The sequence below is a fragment of the Roseococcus thiosulfatophilus genome (assembly GCF_017311575.1).
Taxonomy (GTDB): domain Bacteria; phylum Pseudomonadota; class Alphaproteobacteria; order Acetobacterales; family Acetobacteraceae; genus Roseococcus; species Roseococcus thiosulfatophilus.
This window is the reverse complement of record NZ_JAFFQY010000033.1, coordinates 105,859-121,196: the sequence shown is the minus strand read 5'-3', so window position 1 is coordinate 121,196 and position 15,338 is coordinate 105,859. Positions and strand designations below refer to the sequence as shown.

Sequence of the window (15,338 nt, the reverse complement as noted above, 5' to 3'; positions counted from 1 at the left end):
GTTCTGTTGCAAGCCCGCTCCGGGCCTCGTTGACGGTCCTGGGGGCCGGCAATGACCGCCCGTATCCTCGCGGTGGACGACATCGCGACCAATCTGCGGCTGCTCGAAGCGAAACTTCAGGCCGAGTATTATGAAGTCCTGCTCGCCTCCAGTGGCCAGGAGGCCCTGCAGGTCGCTTTCACACAATTGCCAGACGTTATTCTTCTGGATGTCATGATGCCCGGGATGGACGGGTATGAAGTGTGCCGGGCGCTCAAGGCGGATATCCGCACGCAGCATATTCCGGTGGTCATGGTCACCGCGCTGACGGACAGCACGGAGCGGGTGCGGGGTCTCGAAGCCGGGGCGGATGATTTCCTCTCCAAACCCGTGGACAACGCCACGCTTTTCGCCCGGTTGCGCGCGCTGTTGCGGGTGAAGCAGGTGCAGGATGCCTGGCGGCTGCGCTCGGACACCGCGCGGGAACTGGGCATCGACAACCCCGCGCCCCCGGCCATCTCGGTCCAGGGGGCCAGGGCGCTGATCTTGAACGCCGATGTGGATGAGGCGCGCGCCGTGCGCGAGGCCCTCCTGGCCGACGACATGATCGTCTACACGGTGACCAGCGTGGACGAGGCCTTCCAGCGCCTGTCCAAGGGCGATGTGGACCTCGCCCTCTTGGCCCTGCCGGTGGACCCGGGCGAGGTGCTGCGCCTCGCCTCCCGCCTGCGGGCGCAGAACGCCACGCGCGACCTGCCGCTGATCCTGCTGGCCGATTCGCACCAGAAGACGGAGGTGCTGCGCGGCTTCGACCTGGGCGCCAACGACCATTGCTTCCGGCCGATGGACCCCAACGAACTGCGCGCCCGTGCCCGCAACCAGGTGCGCCGCAAGCGCTACCAGGAGAGGCTGCGCGCGGACCTCGACCGTTCGTTGGAAATGGCGGTGACGGACCAGCTCACGGGGCTGCGGAACCGCCGCTATGTCCGCCGCCACCTGGACAGCCTGCTGCGGACCGAGGCGGCCGCCGTGCTGATCCTGGACATCGACAAGTTCAAGGCCATCAACGACACCTATGGCCATAATGTCGGCGATGCCGCCCTGCGCGAGGTGGCTGAGCGCCTGCGCGAGCAGCTGCGCGCCGTGGACGTGGTGGCCCGCTATGGCGGCGAGGAATTCCTGGCCGTGCTCGCCGGCGCCCAGGCCCAGGCGGCCATGCTGGTGGCCGAGCGGCTGCGTGAGGCGGTGGCCATCCTGCCCGTCCAGTCGGAGGGGCATGTTGTGCCGATCACCATCAGCATCGGCGTTGCGGTGGGTGAGCCAGGCATGCCGGCCGACCGGCTGATCGGGGCGGCGGATTCGGCCCTTTATCGTGCCAAGCGCGACGGGCGGAACCGCGCCTACCTGGCCGGCGAGGAAGACGCCAAGGCCGCAGGCTGAGCGCCACATGCAAAAACCCCGCACCCGGGGGGGTGCGAGGCCCAAAGCATCCGGCGTGGTGAGGCCCCCGTGAAGGGGGCGTCAGCTCACTTGATCTTGGCTTCGCGGAAGACGACGTGCTTGCGCGCGACGGGGTCGTACTTCTTCAGCTCCAGCTTGCCCGTGGCCGTGCGGGTGTTCTTCTTCGTCACGTAGAAGTAGCCGGTGTCGGCCGTGCTGGTCAGCTTGATGAGGATGGTGTTGGCCTTGGCCATGATCTTACTCTTTGCGCTCGAAACCGGGAGGGGCTGTATCTAACGCCCCAGGGGTGGAGGTCAAGCCTTGCGCTTGCGTCGCCCGCCCCGCACCTCGGCGGCCTGGCCGCCCATCTGCAATTCGAAGAGCAGGCTGCCGGTCTGGCCATTGGCCTCGCGCAGGCGGGCCTCCACCGGGTCACCCAGTGAAATCACCTGACGGGACTGTCGGCCGAGCAGGCGGCGGTTCCCCTCCTCCACGATCCAGAAATCCTGCGGCAGGGCCTTCATGGGCACGAAGCCCGAGGCGCCCGTCTCGTCCAGCGTGACGAAGACGCCAAAGGCATGGATGCCAGAGATGCGGGCGGCGAAGACCGCCCCCACGCGCTCGGCCAGGTAGGCGGCGAGGAAGCGGTCCACCGCCTCGCGCTCGGCCGCGGCGGCGCGGCGCTCGGTGGCGGTGATGTGCTCGGCCGTGTCGGGGAAGCGGGCGGCCTCGGCCTCGGTCAGCCCATCGGAGCCGAGCTTCAGGCCACGCACCAGGGCGCGATGCACCAGCAGGTCCGCATAGCGCCGGATGGGCGAGGTGAAATGCGCGTAGCGCGACAAGGCGAGGCCGAAATGCCCCAGATTGTCCGGCTCATAGGCCGCCTGGGACTGGCTGCGGAGCACCGTCTCATGGACCATCCGTGCCTCCGGCCGGTCCTTCACCTTCTCCAGCAGCCGCGCGAAATGCGCCGGGCGGATGGTGCCCGTGACGGCGAGCGTCAGGTCGAGGGTGCCCAGGAATTCCCGCAGCGACTTCAGCTTCTCATCGCTGGGCGGCGCGTGGACGCGGTACATGCAGGGCTGGCCCAGCCGCTCCAGCTCCTCCGCCGCGCAGACATTGGCCGCCACCATGAACTCCTCGATGAGGCGGTGGCTGTCCAGGCGCGGGCGGGGGACGACGCCTGTCACGTTGCCCTCGGCGTCCAGCAGCACGCGGCGCTCGGGCAGGTCCAGCTCCAGGGTGCCGCGCCGCTCCCGCGCCGAGAGCAGGGCGCGGAAGGCGCCGTAGAGACGGCTCATATGCCCGGTGGCGAGGCCTTGCGGCTCCTCGCCCGCATCATGGGCGGCCTGCACCTCCTCATAGGTGAGGCGTGCGGCGGAGCGCATGAGGCCCCGCCCGAAGCGGTGCGCCTGCTTGTTGCCCTGCGCGTCGAAGCGCATCTCGACGAAAAGGCAGCCGCGATTCTCGTTCGGGCGCAGGCTGCACCAGCCATTGGACAGCGCCTCGGGCAGCATGGGGACCACGCGGTCGGGGAAATAGACGCTGTTGCCGCGGGTCCAGGCCTCGCGGTCCAGCGCGCTTCCCGGCGTCACGTAATGCGCCACATCGGCGATGGCCACGATGATGCGCCAGCCGTCGCCTTCGGGCTCGGCGAAGACGGCGTCGTCGAAATCACGCGCATCGTCGCCGTCAATCGTCACGAGCGGCATCTCGCGCAGATCGGTGCGCTTGCCCAAGCCCACCTCCCGCGCCGCCTCGGCCTCGCGCTCGGCCTCGGCGGTGAAGATGTCGGGGATGCCATGGGTGTGGATGCAGATGAGCGAGACCGAGCGCGGTTCGCCCACCACGCCCAGCCGTTCCACGATGCGCGCGGGGCGCAGCCCGTAGCCGGTGGAGGGCAGGGATTCCGCCAGCACGATCTCGCCGCCGCGGGCGCCGCCCTCCTCGCCGGGGGGCACGGCCCATTCGGCCTTCTGCCGCCGGTCGGTCGGGATGATGCGCCCATCCTGGAACACGCCCAGGATGCGCTTGCGGTCCTGCGGCTGGCCGAGGCGCTTCAGCGTGCGCCCCTCATATTTGTCGCCGCCCAGATGCTTGAGGCGGGCCAGCACGCGCTCGCCCACAGCCAGCGCCGTCTGGCCGCGCCGCTCGGGGTGCATGTAGACCACCGGGCGGCCGGCGCCCTCCCAGTTCAGCGGGCGGGCGATGGGGTCGCCATCGGGGTCGGTGCCGAAGATTTCGACCACGCCCGTCTCGGGCAGGGTTTCGCGCACGGCACGCGCCGACCTGGCCCCAGGCGTGCCGCCCCCCACGAAGCTGCGCTTGCCCACGGGGGCGGTGGTGCCGTCCAGCTTGATCTCGGAGAGGAGCTGGCGAAGGGCGGGCCGCTGCTCGGTCGGCAGGCCGAAATGCCGGGCGATCTCGGTCTTGGAGACACGGCCGCCGGTGGTGGCGAGAAACTCGCGGATCTCGGCCTTGCTGGGCAGGGTGTCACGCCGCGGCGTGGATTTGACGCGGGCGCGCGGGAGGGCCGCGGTCTTGACCTTCGGCGCGGCCTCATCATCCGCGCGGCGCTTGGCATTGGACTTCCGGGCGGCCCGCTGGGTCCCGCCGGTCTTCTTGGCCTTCTGGCCCTTCGCCGGCGGACCCATGCGGGGCATCAGCTCGCGGCCTTCTTGCTGGTGGACTTTTTCGCGGCGGCCTTCTTCGTGGCCGGCTTCTTGGCCGGCGCCTTCTTGGGCGCGGCCTTCTTCACCGGCGCCTTCTTCGGGGCGACGGGGGTGGCCTCGGCCTTGGGTGCCGCCGCCTTCTTCGCCGGCGCCTTGCGGCCCTTCATGCCCTTCTTGGGCGGCAGCTCCTTGCCCTTCTCGGCCAGCAGCTTCACCGCCTCGTCGAGCGTCACGGCTTCCATCTCGGTGCCGCGCGGCAAATTGGCCACGCGGGTGCCGTGCAGCAGGAAGGGACCGAAGCGGCCGCGCCGGACTTCGACGGCACCGCCCTGCGGGTGCTCGCCGATCGTGATGCCGCGCGGCTTGGCGTCCGCCAGCAGGGCCACCGCGCGGTTCAGCCCGATGGTCAGCGGGTCATCATCCCGGTCCATGGATTTGCTGAGCGCCCCCATCTTCAGATAGGGCCCGAAGCGGCCGAGGTTGGAGCTGATCTCCTCCCCCGTCTCCGGGTGCAGCCCCACGATGCGGGGCATGGAGAGCAGTGCCAGCGCGGCCTCCAGCGTCATCGTCTCGGGGTCCATCCCGCGCGAGAGGCTGGCGCGCTTGGGCTTGGTGGGCTTGCCCTTGGCGTCCACGCCCCCCTCGCCCAGCTGCGCGTAGATGCCATAGGGCCCGCGCCGCAGCGACACCTCCTGGCCCGTGGCCGGGTCGGTGCCCAGCACGCGCACGCCATCGGCCAGGGCCTGTTGCCCTTCGCCCTCGGCGCCAGGCACGGCCAGCGGCCGCGTGTAGCGGCACTCCGGATAGGCCGAGCAGCCGATGAAGGCGCCCGTGCGCCCCAGCCGCAGCCCCAGCCGCCCGTTGGAGCAGGAGGGGCAGACCCGCGGGTCGCCTCCATCCGCCTGGCGGGGGAAGAAGTGGGGGCCGAGTTCCTCGTCCAGCCGGTCAATGACGTCGCTGATCTTGAGGTCGGCCGTCGCCTCGATGGCCCCGTGGAAGTCCCGCCAGAACTGCCGCATCACCGCCCGCCAGTCGGCCCGCCCGCCCGAGATGTCATCGAGCTGCTCCTCCAGCCCCGCGGTGAAGCCCGTGTCCACATAGCGTTCGAAGAAGGCGACGAGGAAGGCCGTGACCAGCCGCCCACGGTCCTCCGGCATGAAGCGCCGCTTGTCGAGCTTCACATATTCCCGATCCTGCAGGACCTGCAGGATGGAGGCATAGGTGGAGGGCCGGCCGATGCCCAACTCCTCCATCTTCTTCACGAGCGACGCCTCCGAGAAGCGCGGCGGTGGCTGGGTGAAGTGCTGGCTGGCCGTCACCTCGTGGCGCTTGGTCGGCTCGCCCTGGCGCATCGGGGGGAGGATGCGGCTGTCCTCGTCCTCGGAGGAGGCGCCGTCATCCACATCCTCCCGATACAGCTTTAGGAAGCCGTCGAAGGCGATGACGCTGCCGGTGGCGCGCAGCCGGGTGCGGCCCGTGGGTTCGATCAGCTCCACCGTCGTCTGGTCGAGTTCGGCCGACTGCATCTGGGACGCCACGGCCCGCTTCCAGATCAGCTCGTAGAGCTTGCGCTGGCCTTCATTCAGGTAGCGGGCGGCGCGCTCCGGCGTCAGGGTCACGTCGGTGGGGCGGATCGCCTCATGCGCCTCCTGCGCGTTCTTGGCGCGGGAGGCGTATTCGCGCGGCGCGCCGGGCAGGTAGTCCTCGCCGAACTGCGCCTTAATGTGGCCGCGCAGCTCCTGGATGGCCTCGCGCGCCATCTGCACGCCATCCGTCCGCATATAGGTGATGAGGCCCACGGTTTCGCCGCCGATGTCCACGCCCTCATAGAGCTGCTGGGCGGTGCGCATGGTCATCTGCGCGCCCATGCCGAGCTTGCGGCTGGCTTCCTGCTGGAGCGTGCTGGTCTGGAAGGGGGCGGGCGGGTTGCGCTTGACGCGCTTCTTGTCCACCGAGCCCACGGTGAAATTCGCGGCCTCGACGGCGGCCTTCGCCGCCATCGCCGTGGCCTCGTTGGGCAGGTCGAACTGTTCGAGCTTGCGGCCCTCGTGATGCGTCAGCCGCGCCTGGAAGGGCGCGCCGCTGACCGTCGCCATCCGGGCCTCGATGGTCCAGTATTCGCGGGCGACGAAGGCCTCGATCTCGGCCTCGCGCTCGCAGATCAGGCGCAGCGCCACCGACTGCACGCGGCCGGCCGATTTCGACCCCGGCAGCTTGCGCCACAGCACGGGCGAGAGGTTGAACCCCACCAGGTAGTCCAGCGCGCGGCGGGCCAGGTAGGCCTCGATCAGCGGCGTATCCAGCTTGCGCGGGTGGGCGATGGCGTATTGCACCGCGCGCTTCGTGATCTCGTTGAAGGTGATGCGCTCGACGGCCACGCCCTTCAGCGCGCCAGACTTCGCCAGCATGTCCTGGACGTGCCAGGAGATGGCCTCGCCCTCGCGGTCCGGGTCGGTGGCGAGGTAGAGGCGGCGGGCCCCGCGCAGGGCGGAGGCGATCGCCTTCACCTGCTTCTGGCCGCGCTCATCCGCCTCCCAATCCATGGCGAAATCCTCCTCGGGACGGACGGAGCCATCCTTGGGGGGCAGGTCGCGCACATGGCCGAAGCTGGCCAGCACCTTGTAATCGCCGCCGAGGTATTTCTCGATGGTCTTGGCCTTGGCCGGGCTCTCGACGACAACGATGTCGGTCACGTCTGGTCCTTCCGGGCCCTGATCCGTTCGTGGGCCGATTCACGCTGCCGCCGCGAATCGACGACAGCGATCGGACCACTAGCGCAGGGCCACCCGATTCCCGGGCAGGGTTTCGATCCGTCCAGCGAGCTCCAATTCCATGAGCGCGCCGGCAAGTTCGGGGGCAGATAGCTGGCAGCGCCGCCCCAACTCGTCAACCGAGATGGCCGTCGGGCCTAGGGATTCAAGAAGTTGCGCGGCCGCGTCGGAGGGTGCGGGCGGCGCTTCCGTCGGTATTTCAGGTGCTTGGGGCAGGCTGTCCAGCAGCATCCGGCGTCGGGCGACCGGGGCGGCCGGCAGGTGGTCCAGGACATCGGCCGCCGTTTCCGTGATCTGAGCGCCGCGCCGCAGCAATTCATTGGAGCCCCGGCAGCGCGGATCGAGGGGGTGGCCGGGCACGGCGAAGAGCTCCCGCCCCGCCTCGGCGGCGAGCCTCGCGGTGATGAGCGTGCCCGATTGCAGCGCCGCCTCCACCACCACGACGCCGAGCGAGACCCCGGCCACGATGCGGTTGCGGCGGGGGAAATGCCGCTCGCGCGGGGGCGTGCCGAGCGGCGCCTCGGACAGCACCAGGCCGCCCTCGGCCGCGATGCGCGCCTGGAGCTTCGCGTTCTCGGGCGGGTAGGGCTGGTCCAACCCGCCCGCCACCGCCGCCACGGTGCGCCCCGAGCGCAGCGCGCCCAGATGCGCCGCCGTATCAATGCCGCGCGCCAGGCCCGAGACGATGGTGACGTCCCGCACCGCCAGCGCATCGGCCAGGTCCTCGGCGAAGCGGCGGCCGAGGGCGGAGGCGTTGCGCGCGCCCACCATGGCCACGCAGCGCTGGCCGAGTGCCGCCATGTCGCCCAGCGCCGCCAGCAGCAGCGGCGCGTCGTCCAGCTCGGCCAGCAGGGAAGGGTAGTCGTCGGCGCCCAGGAAGAGCAGGTGGGCGCCCATGCGCTCCAGCGCCTCCATCTCCCGCAGCGCCAGGTCGCGCGGGCAGGCGCGGGGGCCGAGGGCATCCAACGCCGCCTCCGCGCTGCCATGCCGCGCCATCAGGCGGCGGTGCAGGACGGGCCCCACCCCCTCGGTGCGGGCGAGGCGGAAGGCGGCGAGGCTCATTTTCCGGCGCCGATGCGCGGCTCCGTCCCCGCCAGCAGGCGGCGGATGTTTTCTTCATGTCGCACAAAGACATAGGCGGCGATGGCCAGCACGGCGACGCCCGACCACAGCGGCAGCACCACCAGCGCCACCCCCGCCGCCACCACCATGGCCGAGAGCGCGCCCACCGAGGAGATGCGCGACAGCCGCGCCGCCACCAGCCAGGTCACGGCGGCCGCCACGAAGACGCCCCAGCCCAGCCCCAGCATGACGCCCAGCGCCGTCGCCACCCCTTTGCCGCCCTTGAAGCCGAGCCAGAGCGGGTGGCAATGCCCCAGCACCGCGGCCACCGCCGCCACGGGCGCCAGATGCGGCCCGAACCAGGCGGAAACCAGCCAGACCGCGACGGCGCCCTTCAGGAAATCCAGCGCCAGCGTCGCCGCCGCCACCTTCTTGTTGCCCGTGCGCAGCACATTGGTCGCGCCGATATTGCCCGAGCCGATGGCGCGGATGTCCCCCAGCCCCGCCGCCCGCGTCAGCAGCAGGCCGAAGGGGATGGAGCCCAGCAGCATGGCGCCCACCGCGGCCATGAAGGTGTCCAGCACCGCAATCATCCGAAGACGCGCCTCCCGGCCTTGAAGGTGGCCAGCACCCGGCCCTCCAGCGCCCGCCCGTCGAAGGGCGAGTTCTGCGCCTTGCCCGGCAGCGCGCCGTCGCGCACCTGCCAGGCGCGATCGGGCGCGACCAGGCACAGATCGGCCGGCGCGCCCTCCGCGAGGCGCCCTGCCTCCACCCCCAGCAGCGCGGCGGGGCGGCAGGTCAGCAAGGCCAGCGCGTCGCGCAGCGTCAGGTCGCCGCCATGCACCCGGGCCAGGGTCACGCCCAGCAGCGTCGCCAGCCCCGCCCCGCCCGCCTCGGCCTGAGCAAAGGGCAGGCGCTTGTCATCCGCGTCGCGCGGCTGGTGGTCGGAGGCGATGGCGTCAATCGTGCCATCGGCCAGGGCCGCCACCACGGCCAGGCGGTCGGATTCGGCGCGCAGCGGCGGGCTCAGCTTCGCATAGGTGCGGAAATCGCCGATGGCGGTCTCGTTCAGGTCGAAATAGGGGGGCGCTGTGTCGCAGGTGACGCGCAGACCCTCGTCCTTGGCGGCACGAATCAGGTCCAGCGCGGCCGCCGTGCTGACATGGGCGAAATGCACATGGCCGCCGGTGAGGCGGGCGAGGGCGATGTCGCGGGCCACCATGATGGCCTCGGCGGCGGCGGGTAAGCCGGGCAGGCCGAGGCGGGTGGCGAGTTCCCCCTCGGTCGCCGCGCCCTGGCCGGCCAGGGAGGGCTCCTCCGGGTGCTGCACCACCATGGCGCCGAAGCCGCGCGCATAGGAGAGCGCAAGCCGCATGGTCCGCGCGGCCGCGATGGCGCGGGTGCCATCGGTGAAGGCCACCGCACCCGCCTCCCGCAGCAGCCCGTACTCGGAGAGTTCCTTGCCCGCGCAGCCCTTGGTGGCGGCGGCATAGGGCAACAGCGTCAGGCTGCCCGTTGCCTCGCCGCGACGGATCATGAATTCGACCAGTGCCGGGTCATCCAGGGCGGGATTGGTGTCGGGCAGCACGGCGAGCGTGGTGATGCCGCCCGCCGCCGCGGCCTGGGCGGCCGAGGCGATGGTCTCGCGGTGCTCGGCGCCCGGCTCGCCCAGTGCCGCGCGCATGTCCACGAGGCCGGGGCAGAGGATGGCGCCGGCGGCGTCCAGCACCTCCGCGCCCTCGGCCGGCGCGCCCTTCAGGCTCGCGATGCGCCCGCCCGAAACCAGCAGCGCGCCCGGCGCGTCGAGGCCCGAGGCGGGGTCGAGAAGGCGGGCATTGGTGATGAGAAGGTCGCGCATGGGCCTGGGTTATAGACGGGCGTCCACGCCTGCGTCAGAGGGCCTTGGCCATGAACACCCGGTCGTAGCCATCCTGCATGGCGCGGTGGGTCTCGGCATAGCCAAGCCGGGTGTAGAGGGCGATGTTCTCCACCATCCGCGCATGGGTGTAGAGCCAGATGCGCCCATGGCCGCGGCGCCGGGCCTCCTGTTCCGCGAACGCCATCAGCCTCCGGCCGACGCCCTGGCCCGGCGCGGCGGCGGCGATGTTGTCGAGCAGCATCCCCTCCGCCGTGTCCTCCAGCACCAGCAGGCCCAGGATCGCACCCGCTTCCTCCATCACCCAGCCCTGGCCGGCGGCAATCCGGGCGGCGTAGTCATCGCCCATCGGGCCGGGTTCCCGTCCCAGGCGTGGCACGTAATGGGCATAGGCGGCACGCACCAGCGCGGCCAGGGCCGGGGCTTCATGGGGGAGGGCGGGGCGAATGTGGCGGGTCACGGCGCCAGGATAGGATGGCGCGGCGGGGGTTGGGAGCAGGGAAAGCTTAAGCATTGTGACGCCATGGAGACGAACGCGAACTGGAGCGTTCTCAATGACATCCATGCCCCTTTCCACGGTCGCGGCGCCCGCCGCCGAGACGACCGCGCCCGAACGTGTCCTGGCCCTCACCGACAGCGCCGCCCAGGTGGCCGCGGGCAAGGTGCGCGCGATCCAGGCCATCACCCGCCAGACGCGCGTGCTCGCGCTCAACGCCACCATCGAGGCGGCCCGCGCGGGCGAACTCGGGCGTGGCTTCGCCGTGGTGGCGGGGGAGGTGAAGAACGTGGCGGGCGAGGTCGCGCGGCTCGCCACCGAGATGGAGTCCGAACTGACCTCGGCCTTCGGCGATCTCCGCGCGGTGGGCGAGCGCATGGTGAGCGAGGTGCGCGGGCAGCGGCTGGTGGACCTGGCGCTGAACGCCATCGAGATCATGGACCGCAACCTCTATGAGCGCAGCTGCGACGTGCGCTGGTGGGCCACCGATTCGGCCATGGTCGAGGCGGCGTCCGACCCTTCCGGACCTCGCCGCGCCCATGCGGCGAAGCGGCTGGGCGTCATCCTCTCGGCCTACACCGTCTATCTGGACCTGTGGCTGGCCGATGCCCAGGGGCGCGTGATCGCCCATGGGCGGCCTGACCGCTTTCCGGGCGTGGTGGGCCTCGATGTCTCGCACGAGCCCTGGTTCCAGCAGGCGCGGGCCACCCGCAGCGGCGATGACTTCGCGGTGGCCGACATCACCCCCTGCGTGGCCCTGGGCGGCGCGCCCGTGGCCACCTATGCGGCGGCCGTGCGCGAGGGGGGCGAGGCGAAGGGCAAGGTGCTGGGCGTGCTCGGCATCCATTTCGACTGGGCGCCCCAGGCCGCCTCGGTGCTGCGCGGCGTGCGCCTGCAACCACATGAGTCGGCCACCACCCGCGCGCTGCTGGTGGACCGGCAGGGGCGGGTGCTGGCGGCTTCGGACGGGCAGGGCGCGCTGGCGGAGACCATCCCCATCCCGCCCCAGGCCGGCGCCTCGGGCGTTTTCGAGGCGGGCGGGCATCTCTTCGCCCATCATGCGACGCCGGGCTACGAGACCTATCGCGGCCTGGGCTGGCGCGGGGTGCTGGTGCAGCCCCTGGCGCGGTGAGGCGGCTCAGGCGTTGCGACGCAGGGCGCGCGCCAGCACGTCCAGCACCGCCATCCGCACAGCGACCCCCATCTCCACCTGCTCGCCAATGACAGACCGCGCGGCGTCATCGGCCACCGCGCTGTCAATCTCGACGCCGCGGTTCATGGGGCCCGGGTGCATCACGATGGCATCGGGCTTGGCATGGGAGAGCTTGGCGGCGTCCAGCCCGTAGAAGCGGAAGAATTCGCGCGGGGAGGGGACCAGGCCGGAGTTCATCCGCTCGCGCTGCAGGCGCAGCATCATGACCACGTCGGCGCCGTCCAGGCCCGCGCGCATGTCGTGATGCACCTCCACGCCCAGCCGCGCGCATTCGGATGGCATCAGCGTCGGCGGCCCCACCACCCGCACCCGCGCGCCCATGGCCAGCAGCAGGTGGATGTTGGAACGCGCCACGCGGGAATGCAGCACGTCGCCGCAGATGGCGACCACCAGGTTCTCCAGCCGCCCCTTCCGTCGGCGGATGGTCAGCGCGTCCAGCAGCGCCTGGGTCGGGTGTTCATGCGTGCCGTCGCCGGCATTGATGACGGCCGCATCCACCTTTTGCGCCAGCAGGGCGGGGGCACCCGACTGCGCGTGGCGGATCACCAGCAAATCCGTGTGCATGGCGTTCAGGGTGGCGGCGGTGTCGAGCAGCGTCTCGCCCTTGTTCACGGAGCTGGTCGAGACGGACATGTTCACGATGTCCGCCCCCAGCCGCTTGCCGGCCAGCTCGAAGCTGGTGCGGGTGCGGGTGCTGTCCTCGAAGAACAGGTTGATCAGCGTGCGGCCCTTCAGCAGGTCCCGCTGGGTCTTTCCCTGGCGGTTGAGCAGGGCGTAGCTCTCGGCCAGGTCGAGCAGGGCGGAGATGTGCGGCGGCTCCAGCCCCTCGATCGCGAGCAGGTGGCCGGAGGGGAGGATGGGATAGGAGAAGCCGCTCATGCCCCCTTGTAGGGCGGGCATGGCGGCTTCGGGAAGCGGCGCCCCCCCCTTCGGCGTTTTCAGCCCAGGCGGAAGGCCTCGTTGATCGCGCTCTTCACGCCGCCGCCCATCTGCGGGCCGCCGCCGGCCACATAGACCGAGTCGCCGATCACCACGGCCCCCATCCCGTGCCGCGGCGTCATCATGGGCGCGTGGGATTCCCAGGAATTGCTGGCGGGGTCGTAGGATTCGTTCTGGCCATAGACGCGGTTGGTGCCCTCGCCGCCCATGCAGAAGATGCGGTCATGGAACCAGACCGTGCCATGGCCCGAGCGCGCGGTGGGGATGGGCGCGCGGAACACCCATTCATCCGCCCGCGGATCATAGGCATGGTGCAGGTTGGAATTGGTGTGGAAGGTGTCCACCCGCCCGCCGATGACATGGATGCGCCCGGCCACCACCACGATACCCGTGTGGTCGCGCCCCACCGGCATGGGCTGGCGGCGGCGGTAGCGGTCGCTGCGCGGGTCATAGACCAGGTGCCAATCAATGGAGCGCCGGTTGTCCGAGCCGATGGCGCCGCCGATGATATGGATCTCCTCGCCCAGCGCGATGCAGGCCATGGCCCCGCAGGCCTCGGGCAGGCGGCGGATGGGCGTCCAGCGCGTGCCGTCGAAGGCGAAGGCCTCGTCATGCGGGGTGCGGTTCTGTTCGATGAAGCCGCCGAAGGCATAGAGACGGTCCCCCAGCGTCGCCACGCCCACATGGTTGGCGCCGCGTGGCAGCTGCGCCAACTCCTCCCAGGAATTGGAGCGGGGGTCGTAGGCGTGGTGGTAGGGCCGGTCCACCCGCTGCTCGGCATAGCCGCCGACCAGGTGCATGCGGCCGCGGTATTCCACGGCCCAGGCCATCTCGGTGCGCGGGATGGGCAGGGGTTCCAGGGCGCGCCAGCTGCCCTGTTGGGCGGCGCGTGGGGCCGGGCTTTCGGTGACGGCATGGGCGTGGTGCAGGTCGGGCAGGCCGATGCGGCCGGGCTCGCGCAGCGCCTCGAACTGGCCGGCCTGGTGGTCATGGACATTGCCCTGGGCCATGGCTGTAAGGGGGGCGGGCCCGGCGGCGAGGGCGAGGCCCCCGCCCAGAAGGTGGCGGCGGTTCAACGGCATGGGCGTCTTCCTCACAGCTGGCGGGGCCATCATGGCCCGTGCCGGTCGTCTTCCTCCGCAGCTTTCCAAGACGGGGCGGTGGCGTCCAGCGCCCCCTGCAGGGTGTAGGCCGCGGCGGCGGCATCCACCGCGGCCGCACGCTTCTTCCGGGTCAGGTCGGCCTCGCGGATCATGGCGCGGTTCACGGCGGCGCTCGACAGCCGCTCATCCCAGAGTGCCACCGGCAGGCCGGTGGCCTCCGACAGCGCCAGCGCCCAGTCCCGCGCCGCCTGGGCGGCGGGGCCGAGGCTGCCATCCATCGAAAGCGGCAGCCCCACCACCAGCCCGCCCGCGCCCTCGCGCCGGGCGATGGCCATCACCTCGGCCGCGATGGCCGTGAGTTTCCCGCGCTTCACGCTGCCATAGGGCGAGGCCAGCATGAGCGACACATCCGTCAGCGCCACGCCGATGATGCGCGCCCCGGGGTCGAGCCCGATCAGCCGTTGCCCGCGCGGCAGGGCGGCGCGCAGCGCATCCATGGCCAGCAGGGGCATCAGCCTCTCCTTCCGGCGCTTCGGCGGGCCGGCTGCCGCCTGGCCCGGCGCCGCAACCTTGCCAGGGCCGCCGAGGGCAGGGGGGAAGCGGGCCGAAGCGCGGCGAGGCGCCGCCAAAGCGCCTCCGCCGCCGCCAACTCGCCCAGGCGCTCCCGCAGGCGGGCCTCCAGCGCCAGCAGCGCGGGGTCGTCCGGCCTCTCCTGGCGCAGTGGCGCCAGCGCCGCCAGCGCCTCCGCCGTCGCCGGCATCGCCGGGCCCTGGCCGATGGTGCCGGAGAGGGTGTCAAGCAAAGCGTGTAGCGCCGCCGCTTCCGCACGGGCCGTCGCCAGCGCGCCGGCGGCATCGTCCAGGCTGCGCGCCATGGGCGGCAGGAAGGGCAGCAGCGTCCCGAGCTGTGGCTGGCCCCGCAGCACCTGACGCGCCTCCGCCTGCGGCAGGGGGCGGGGCGTCGCCCCGGGGCGAAGCGCCTGGAACAACGCGGCCGCCAAGGCCGGCCAGCCCGGCCCCGGCTCGGCCCCGCCGCGCGCGCGGTGCAGGGAAGGGTCGAGGAAGTCCCGCGCGAAGCCCTCGACCACGCCCGCGGGGGGCGCGATGCCGAGGAAATCCGCGCATTCCCGCAGCGTCGCCTCCGGCCGGGCACGCAGCCTCTCCGTGCCGACCAGCAGCGTGCGGTCGTCGGGCAGGCTGGCCAGGACCGTCCGCATGGTCGTGGCCCAGAGCGCGGCCATGCCCTCGCCATGGCGCAGCATGGCGTGGAAATCGGGGTTGGCGGCGGCCCGGCGCGCCTGGCTTTCGGCCACCTCGGCGGGGTCGCGCAGCAGCAGCACGCGGCTCACCCGCCAGCCCATGCGGGACAGCGTGGCCTCCCAGAAGGGCAGCAGGGTGCTGATGCGCGGGTCCTTCAGCACGAAGGGGCCGGGGCCCTGGAAGCTGTCGCGCAGGATGGCCGCGGCCTCATCCTGCCAGGCGATCAGCGCCTCCAGCCCGTCGGCGGTGGCGTCATAGGCCCAGTTGCTCCAGCTCGTGCCCTGTGCCGCCATTAGCCGGTCATTCAGCGCGCGGGGCGCGGGGTGCTCGAAGAAGCCCTTGGGGTTCTCGTCGTTGCTGGGGGCGGCGAAGTGCCCCATGTCGCAGCCAAGGGCCTGGAGGCCCGCCGTCATCAGCGAGGTGCCGGAGCGATGGACGCCCAGCACCAGCACGAGATGGGGCGTGGCACCTGTCATGCCCGCGGGCGCATCATGTTGAACACGGCCATGCCGGGGCTTATGGTCCGCC

General features: G+C 71.5%; 13 protein-coding genes. 2 read left to right on the top strand and 11 right to left on the bottom strand.

What is annotated here, in order from left to right; translation table 11 throughout:
• Positions 1–51: 51 nt before the first annotated feature.
• The gene (locus JTN19_RS12320; RefSeq protein WP_206932959.1) at positions 52–1,419 is read left to right on the top strand and encodes a PleD family two-component system response regulator; all 1,368 of its coding nucleotides are present in this window, start codon (positions 52–54) and stop codon (positions 1,417–1,419) included.
• A gap of 86 nt (positions 1,420–1,505) precedes the next feature.
• On the opposite strand, the gene rpmG is transcribed toward JTN19_RS12320, so the two are convergent.
• The 7 genes from rpmG to JTN19_RS12285 all read right to left on the bottom strand — a co-directional run bounded on the left by rpmG (position 1,506) and on the right by JTN19_RS12285 (position 10,260).
• Positions 1,506–1,673, bottom strand: a complete 168-nt coding sequence (gene rpmG / locus JTN19_RS12315) for a 50S ribosomal protein L33 (RefSeq protein WP_184386368.1) — start codon at positions 1,671–1,673, stop codon at positions 1,506–1,508.
• Positions 1,674–1,733: 60 nt separating this feature from the next.
• Entirely contained in the window at positions 1,734–4,082 is a 2,349-nt protein-coding gene (rnr, locus tag JTN19_RS12310) for a ribonuclease R (protein ID WP_206932957.1), read from the bottom strand.
• A complete protein-coding gene (topA, locus tag JTN19_RS12305) occupies positions 4,082–6,784 on the bottom strand; it encodes a type I DNA topoisomerase (RefSeq protein ID WP_206932947.1) in 2,703 nt (900 codons plus the stop codon). The genes rnr and topA overlap by 1 nt, the downstream gene beginning before the upstream one ends.
• Before the next feature lie 78 nt (positions 6,785–6,862).
• Entirely contained in the window at positions 6,863–7,924 is a 1,062-nt protein-coding gene (dprA, locus tag JTN19_RS12300) for a DNA-processing protein DprA (RefSeq protein ID WP_206932938.1), read from the bottom strand.
• Positions 7,921–8,517, bottom strand: a complete 597-nt coding sequence (plsY, locus tag JTN19_RS12295; protein WP_206932920.1) for a glycerol-3-phosphate 1-O-acyltransferase PlsY — start codon at positions 8,515–8,517, stop codon at positions 7,921–7,923. The genes dprA and plsY overlap by 4 nt, the downstream gene beginning before the upstream one ends.
• On the bottom strand, positions 8,514–9,782 hold the full coding sequence (locus JTN19_RS12290; protein ID WP_206932916.1) for a dihydroorotase: 1,269 nt from the start codon (positions 9,780–9,782) through the stop codon (positions 8,514–8,516). Before JTN19_RS12290 ends, plsY begins: the two co-directional genes overlap by 4 nt.
• A 34-nt stretch (positions 9,783–9,816) precedes the next feature.
• Positions 9,817–10,260: a GNAT family N-acetyltransferase gene (locus JTN19_RS12285; RefSeq protein WP_340643323.1), complete on the bottom strand. Its 444-nt coding sequence runs from the start codon at positions 10,258–10,260 to the stop codon at positions 9,817–9,819.
• Positions 10,261–10,363: 103 nt separating this feature from the next.
• Here JTN19_RS12285 and JTN19_RS20415 point away from each other — a divergent pair, with 103 nt between their 5' ends.
• Positions 10,364–11,428 (top strand): methyl-accepting chemotaxis protein, encoded by a 1,065-nt coding sequence (locus tag JTN19_RS20415; protein ID WP_340643322.1) that lies wholly within the window; start codon positions 10,364–10,366, stop codon positions 11,426–11,428.
• Between the two features lie 6 nt (positions 11,429–11,434).
• Here JTN19_RS20415 and JTN19_RS12275 read toward each other — a convergent pair whose 3' ends face one another.
• From JTN19_RS12275 to JTN19_RS12260, 4 genes are read right to left on the bottom strand one after another with little or no spacing between them, the layout of a single operon-like run.
• Positions 11,435–12,388, bottom strand: a complete 954-nt coding sequence (locus tag JTN19_RS12275) for an aspartate carbamoyltransferase catalytic subunit (protein ID WP_206932910.1) — start codon at positions 12,386–12,388, stop codon at positions 11,435–11,437.
• Between the two features lie 59 nt (positions 12,389–12,447).
• Entirely contained in the window at positions 12,448–13,530 is a 1,083-nt protein-coding gene (locus JTN19_RS12270; protein ID WP_206932908.1) for a Kelch repeat-containing protein, read from the bottom strand.
• A gap of 29 nt (positions 13,531–13,559) precedes the next feature.
• A complete protein-coding gene (gene ruvX / locus JTN19_RS12265) occupies positions 13,560–14,063 on the bottom strand; it encodes a Holliday junction resolvase RuvX (protein ID WP_206932906.1) in 504 nt (167 codons plus the stop codon).
• A complete protein-coding gene (locus JTN19_RS12260) occupies positions 14,063–15,286 on the bottom strand; it encodes a sulfotransferase family protein (RefSeq protein WP_206932904.1) in 1,224 nt (407 codons plus the stop codon). The genes ruvX and JTN19_RS12260 overlap by 1 nt, the downstream gene beginning before the upstream one ends.
• Positions 15,287–15,338: the final 52 nt, after the last annotated feature.

Excerpts from the sequence above, each read along its gene's own strand:
- JTN19_RS12320 (WP_206932959.1), top strand. The coding sequence starts at position 52 with ATGACCGCCCGTATCCTCGCGGTGGACGACATCGCGACCAATCTGCGG.
- ruvX (WP_206932906.1), bottom strand. The coding sequence starts at position 14,063 with ATGCCCCTGCTGGCCATGGATGCGCTGCGCGCCGCCCTGCCGCGCGGG.
- rpmG (WP_184386368.1), bottom strand. The coding sequence starts at position 1,673 with ATGGCCAAGGCCAACACCATCCTCATCAAGCTGACCAGCACGGCCGAC.
- dprA (WP_206932938.1), bottom strand. The coding sequence starts at position 7,924 with ATGAGCCTCGCCGCCTTCCGCCTCGCCCGCACCGAGGGGGTGGGGCCC.
- JTN19_RS12270 (WP_206932908.1), bottom strand. The coding sequence starts at position 13,530 with ATGCCGTTGAACCGCCGCCACCTTCTGGGCGGGGGCCTCGCCCTCGCC.
- JTN19_RS12275 (WP_206932910.1), bottom strand. The coding sequence starts at position 12,388 with ATGAGCGGCTTCTCCTATCCCATCCTCCCCTCCGGCCACCTGCTCGCG.
- rnr (WP_206932957.1), bottom strand. The coding sequence starts at position 4,082 with ATGCCCCGCATGGGTCCGCCGGCGAAGGGCCAGAAGGCCAAGAAGACC.
- plsY (WP_206932920.1), bottom strand. The coding sequence starts at position 8,517 with ATGATTGCGGTGCTGGACACCTTCATGGCCGCGGTGGGCGCCATGCTG.
- JTN19_RS12260 (WP_206932904.1), bottom strand. The coding sequence starts at position 15,286 with ATGACAGGTGCCACGCCCCATCTCGTGCTGGTGCTGGGCGTCCATCGC.
- JTN19_RS20415 (WP_340643322.1), top strand. The coding sequence starts at position 10,364 with ATGCCCCTTTCCACGGTCGCGGCGCCCGCCGCCGAGACGACCGCGCCC.
- JTN19_RS12290 (WP_206932916.1), bottom strand. The coding sequence starts at position 9,782 with ATGCGCGACCTTCTCATCACCAATGCCCGCCTTCTCGACCCCGCCTCG.